The following is a 5,132-nucleotide window of genomic DNA, read 5'->3' as shown; positions in this document are numbered from 1 at the left end:
GGTCTGGCAGGTCGGAAAGTACTTCATCGTCTGGTGGCCGAGCAGCATGTCGCGGTCCGGGCGCCCGCCAAAACGATAATCCGAGCCTGCGATCCGAACCCTTCTGGAACCAGTTCCAGAAATAGCCCCAGAAATAGTCAATGACCGGCTGTTGACTCTTCCGCTGCGGAAGCTCTTTAATTGCTGCGCTGCACAATGGGGTTGGGCTGATGGCGGTTCGTATCAAGTTGCCGGGCGGCACCTTGAAGCTGAAGGTGTATCGGGAATTGCGCGAGCGCGAGCGCGCCCGCCGCGTGCCGGTTCTGAAGATGGGCTCGCTGTATTTTACCTGGTGGTCGAGCCGCCAGCGTCCTTTGAACGACCAGCCGGGTGCACCGGACGATCCTGACCGGCCCCAGGCAATGCGTTGACGACCTGGACCATCATCGGGCGCCTGCGCTCAAATCCTTCCGGAAATAGTCAAAGAACTCGCCTATCGGCTGTTGACTCTTCCCTGGGGGAAGTTCTCTAATTGCTGCATTGCACATCATCGTTGCGTTGCACGGCGGGAGTTGAACCGATGGCAGTGCGTATCAAATTGCCGGGCGGCACCCTGAAGATGAAAGTTTATCGCGAATTGCGGGTGCGCGAACGCGAGCGCCGCGTGCCGGTCATGAAGATAGGTTCGCTGTATTTTATCTGGTGGTCGAACAGCCAGCCTCACAATAAGCCGCAAGACAACCATCAATAGCTGTTGCGCCATTCGCCTGCGTATTTAGCGCCGCTACGGCCTCGGCGCCGTTGATAAAGTTACCGGACCACTCATCCGGTATAGCCCAGCCGATCCGGCGTCACCCGCTACGTTCTTTCCAGAACGTTCCGTTGGATTTTTGCGCCTGGCGACTACGCAGGGGGCTCTTCTTCGGAGCGAGAGAATTCTCTTCGGCAATTTTGAAGGGCGTCTCGATCAGAGTCGCGATCGATATGCAAGTCCGTGCGAATGGCGAACGCCAACTGCGCAGGCTCTCCAATCAGAGACACTGTTAAGCCAAACGTATTAGAGCGTGAACGCGGGACTATCGCGCTTGCAAAGCGCCGCCGCTTGCCGCAAATAGCGGCAGAAACGTGGGCAGCCTAATGATAGTGATGCGTACTGACCAGCCGGTAGCACAAAGCCTCAAGCGCTTTTCGGCCCATTTCCGATTCTTCGCGGGATCGCAGCTTATCGCCGAAAGGTTGCCGAAATCGCGTTTCGGGCGAAACTGAGATGCCGTTCGTTCCACGGTTCATGTATCGCCTAGCTGGCATCAACGCCGGCGCCGGCGCGAAGATGAGTATCCAAAGCATTCGCACCGCACGGCGCGGCCATCATGCGATCGGCGAGGAATGTATCCTCCACTGCGCTTTTTCCTTTGACCGGCCCGACGCAAAGATCACCGTCGGCCAGCGCAGCTACATCGGCAAGAGCCACCTCGTCGCGGCCGAGCGCATCGAAATCGGTAATGACGTGATCATAAGCTGGGGCACCACGGTCGTAGATCACAACTCGCATGCGACAGGATGGCAGAATCGGAAGGCCGATGTCGCCGACTGGCATCAGGGAAAGAAGGACTGGTCGAACATCACCATCGCGCCGGTGAGAATTGAAGACAACGTCTTTATTGGCTTCAACACCGTTATTCTGAAAGGTGTGACGATCGGCAAGGGCGCAGTCGTCGGCGCCGGATCGGTAGTAACAAAAGATGTGGCGCCCTTCACCATGGTTGGCGGCAACCCTGCCAGGCAAATCGGCGACCCAGTGGCTCGATCAGTGGCTTGAGCACAGAGCTCCGGCCATGTAAGCGACACTGCGCATTGCGGCTTTAGGCGCAATTTTCAGGAACTCTGTCCGCACCTTGTACTTCAGCCATCCTTTTGTACGACCTGCCAAGTGTTGCTCATAGGCGAGATCATGAGGAAAGACTTTAAGCCGCTCGACCGCCAGTCCGGAGGTCTTGAGCAGGTTTTCGAATGATAGGGTGGTATAGAAGTTGATATGCCCATACGGCCCCGACATGCGGATGGCGCGGTCTAGCCTTCGCGTATGCTCCAGTGGGACCTCGATATAGAGCTTTTTGCAGACCCTCGCCGCCTCTGCCAAGAACAAACGTTCGTGTTCGACGTGCTCGACGACGTGGATCGCCAACCCCAGATCGAACGACTTGTCGGAGTGCGGAATGTGGTAGCCGTCAAAAACATCGAGGCTCTTCAGACTAGGGATTTTCCGTGCCTTGATGGCCTCAATACCCGAGGTCGAAATCTCGACCGCTCCGAGTGTCTTTGCCAGATTTCGCTTGTTGAGTTTGTCCAGCACAGCTCCTTCACCGGCCCCAATATCAAGGATCTTTTCGAAGGTCTTCCCCTGGAGGATCGCTTCGATATGACCGACTGACTGCTGCGAAGCAATTTCGCGTTTCGCAGCTACTTTGCCATCTGCGTAGTAATCATCATAGATCGCTATAATGCTGCCGGCGTCCGCCATCGACAAATCCTCCTAAGGATCGCCCCCGCCAACCCGACCGTGCCATAGCGCGCGAACCGCGTCCAGTACGGACTAGGAGCCACCAAGCCACATTTCGACGAGACCTTCGGCATCGTCCTTAGGCATTGTGATTTCTCGACAATGAGTCGGGTCACTGGGCTTGGTAATCAGAATTTTCTTGCCGACGATCACCCATTCCTCACCTTCTTCGAGCGTCGCGATCACTTTACCCTTGCGTCGAATTGCGAGTGGCATCGGCTATCCCCTCTCCGCGACGTATTCGACGAAGCGCAGCGCGTTGCCGTAGTGGCCGGCATCGTTGTAGTGCAGGCCCTCTTGATAGACTCCTGAATTGATGTAATCGAACCCGTCGATCGGGATCGTCAGCACATTTCGCGACCGGTAGGTTTGGCGAATCGCGCCAAGCGCTGCATCGTAGGTTCGGCCACCCGTATAGCTGCCGTTCCACGAAGATGATGGCCGCGTCGGCGGCATGACAACGATGCGGGGCGCCGAGGCCGCTTCCAAAGTGTTGATGATCGAAGTGATGTTAGCCGAAATCGTAGCCGGCGGCGTGCCGAAACTATCGTTGATGCCCAGGGCGAGGACAGGCACAATCTTGCCGCCAGCATAGCCGCATTGAGCGATGGTCGAGGCAAGGCGCGGCGCGTTGAAGGACGCGAAGGTATAACTTCCGTGCGCGGCGCGCAACGTGCGCAGGCGCGGGCGCGAGCCGGCCGCCTTGATGCCGAGCCGGATAACCCCCGTGATCTCCACAGGTCCGCCTACGGCCGTGAGCGTATAATTCCCGCTCGCAGCCTGCCCTGTCAGGGACGGGCCGGAATATTGATCGAGCGCCAGGGCGCCGGCAGCGTTCACAATCTTGTAGGCTGCGTCGCCGTTAAAGGCGAAGGCGAGCGAACCTTGACCGGCGTCCTGGGTGTAGTGGACGTCGACCTGTTCATAAGCTCCTGTGAACGCCAGGGACGCGCCATCCGCAAGGATGATGCTTTCGCCGAGCGGCCCACGCGTTCCCGTCGAGACGATTCCGCTGGTCGTAACGCCATAGAAATCCGGGGTGTACGTGGAGCTTGGCCGGAGCGCCGTCATCCCCGGTTCATCGGCCGCGATGCCGAGGTTGGCGAAGCGGGTAACGAGATTGAACCAGTGCGCCGGGCCGTTGCTGGCCAGCGCCCAATGACCAATGCTATCGGCGATCAGGCAGAGCACATCATTGTTAGCGATATGCTCCGCCATCTTAGTGCGGAAGCCGTCATAGAGGTTGTAAAGTGATGGCTTAGGCGAAATGAAGAACCTCTCGCCGTTCACTATAGGCTTGCCCGGTCCATTGAACCCGTTTCCGGACGCAGGCATGGCCGTCAAGGCGAAACTGCCGGGCGGCACATAGGGATATGGATGCGCGGCCGCAGCGGCGGCAAAAATTGCTGTCGCATCAACGACACCATTTGGGTCGGCGTCCGCCAGCAGAGCCAGCCCCGTGTTCTCCCCTCCGCCGGTCAGAGCCCGTGAGACGTCGGCAATAAGCCCAGTCTTGATCGTGAAAGCCACCTCATAGCGGTGCTGGGTGGATGAGGCCACCGTCGCGCCGTTCGACAGCGCGCCGGCCCTGATCCATACGGGGATGCCCTGCGGATTGACGCTGTTTTGAAACTTGTAACCGCCGCCGCTGATCGCCGGATACTGCCCCGCTGCAATCGGGATGCTGAGAGGGATTTTGCTCATACCATTGGCCAGCGTGATCTGATGGGTGCTGATCACGTCGACGGTCGGGTCGCCATTGTACTGGATTACGTGAATGTTGGCAGTTCCGGGTCCGCTTGCGCCAACGTCGACCTCGGTGATGTAGCCATCGGCTTCTGCCGGAGTTTGGAAAACGACGCTGTAATTTGCCGGCGTATTCGTCCCGGTGTTGACCAAGGCCGGCCAACCAATCACCTGCTCTGCACCCACCGTCTCTTCGAGTCCGGAAATCGAAGCATAGGCCGTCCGTGCCTTGGCGGAAACTTCGCCCGCAAATGTAGCTTTCCATTGTGGGCCATTGGTGAAACCGACCGATTTTGCCGTACTCACTGTCGGGACAGCGGCCGTGAACCACTCGCTTTCGCCATTCGGAATTGTCCCCGGCGTATAATACCAGGTGCCGGAAATCCACTGGACGCCTACAACACTGCCGGCCGGCTTCAAGATTGAAAGCCCGCTGAGAGTTGAAACGCCGGTCGCGACAATGACCTCTTGCTCGGAGACCTTCGTAAGCGTGCCGTCACCTTCAACATGGGCTATGACCACGTTCAAAATGCCGACCGTCCCCATGCCAGTCTCTAGAGCCGTCAGATACTGGTCAACGGTCTTCAGAGAGAGCGGCCAAAAGTAAACGCTTGGGTTGCTGACGGCCGTTCCCGCACCGGTAATGGCGACGGGACCGGCCTTTTGCGACCCGATCAGGGCGGCGATATCGGCCGGCGTCGACACCAAGCCAGTCTCGGTCGCAACCGGCCCTGCCGCCACTTGGTAAAGTCCGAGCTCCGTCGCCGTGACTGGCGTCCAGAAATATTCGCCAACGCCGACATTCCGGCCCAGGACCGCCGCCGCACTTGCGCCTGCCAACCCCGCC

General features: G+C 58.6%; 6 protein-coding genes. 3 read left to right on the top strand and 3 right to left on the bottom strand.

Annotated elements, in window-relative coordinates:
- The first annotated feature begins 209 nt into the window (after positions 1-209).
- From EOC93_RS32490 to EOC93_RS35495, 3 genes are all read left to right on the top strand, one after another.
- Positions 210-410, top strand: coding sequence for a hypothetical protein (locus EOC93_RS32490; RefSeq protein WP_127206650.1), 201 nt, complete (start codon positions 210-212; stop codon positions 408-410).
- 149 nt (positions 411-559) lie between these two features.
- Positions 560-730: a hypothetical protein gene (locus EOC93_RS34330; protein ID WP_164759374.1), complete on the top strand. Its 171-nt coding sequence runs from the start codon at positions 560-562 to the stop codon at positions 728-730.
- Between the two features lie 516 nt (positions 731-1,246).
- A complete protein-coding gene (locus EOC93_RS35495) occupies positions 1,247-1,798 on the top strand; it encodes an acyltransferase (RefSeq protein WP_127206649.1) in 552 nt (183 codons plus the stop codon).
- On the opposite strand, the gene EOC93_RS32480 is transcribed toward EOC93_RS35495, so the two are convergent.
- From EOC93_RS32480 to EOC93_RS34325, 3 genes are all read right to left on the bottom strand, one after another.
- Positions 1,787-2,500 carry a class I SAM-dependent methyltransferase gene (locus tag EOC93_RS32480; RefSeq protein ID WP_127206648.1) on the bottom strand — a complete coding sequence of 238 codons (714 nt, stop codon included), beginning with the start codon at positions 2,498-2,500 and terminating at the stop codon, positions 1,787-1,789. The genes EOC93_RS35495 and EOC93_RS32480 overlap by 12 nt on opposite strands.
- A gap of 72 nt (positions 2,501-2,572) precedes the next feature.
- Positions 2,573-2,755 (bottom strand): hypothetical protein, encoded by a 183-nt coding sequence (locus tag EOC93_RS32475; RefSeq protein ID WP_127206647.1) that lies wholly within the window; start codon positions 2,753-2,755, stop codon positions 2,573-2,575.
- 3 nt (positions 2,756-2,758) lie between these two features.
- On the bottom strand, positions 2,759-5,132 hold a 2,374-nt coding region (locus EOC93_RS34325), incomplete at its 5' end, for an SGNH/GDSL hydrolase family protein (RefSeq protein WP_164759373.1).

The sequence above is a fragment of the Mesorhizobium sp. M6A.T.Ce.TU.002.03.1.1 genome (assembly GCF_003997275.1).
Taxonomy (GTDB): domain Bacteria; phylum Pseudomonadota; class Alphaproteobacteria; order Rhizobiales; family Rhizobiaceae; genus Mesorhizobium; species Mesorhizobium mediterraneum.
Note: the sequence above shows the minus strand (reverse complement) of the source record. Positions and strands in the feature narration are given on the sequence as shown.

Bases quoted from the DNA above. Each gene is read 5' to 3' on its own strand.
- EOC93_RS34330 (WP_164759374.1), top strand. From the start codon at position 560: ATGGCAGTGCGTATCAAATTGCCGGGCGGCACCCTGAAGATGAAAGTT.
- EOC93_RS32490 (WP_127206650.1), top strand. From the start codon at position 210: ATGGCGGTTCGTATCAAGTTGCCGGGCGGCACCTTGAAGCTGAAGGTG.
- EOC93_RS32475 (WP_127206647.1), bottom strand. From the start codon at position 2,755: ATGCCACTCGCAATTCGACGCAAGGGTAAAGTGATCGCGACGCTCGAA.
- EOC93_RS32480 (WP_127206648.1), bottom strand. From the start codon at position 2,500: ATGGCGGACGCCGGCAGCATTATAGCGATCTATGATGATTACTACGCA.
- EOC93_RS35495 (WP_127206649.1), top strand. From the start codon at position 1,247: ATGCCGTTCGTTCCACGGTTCATGTATCGCCTAGCTGGCATCAACGCC.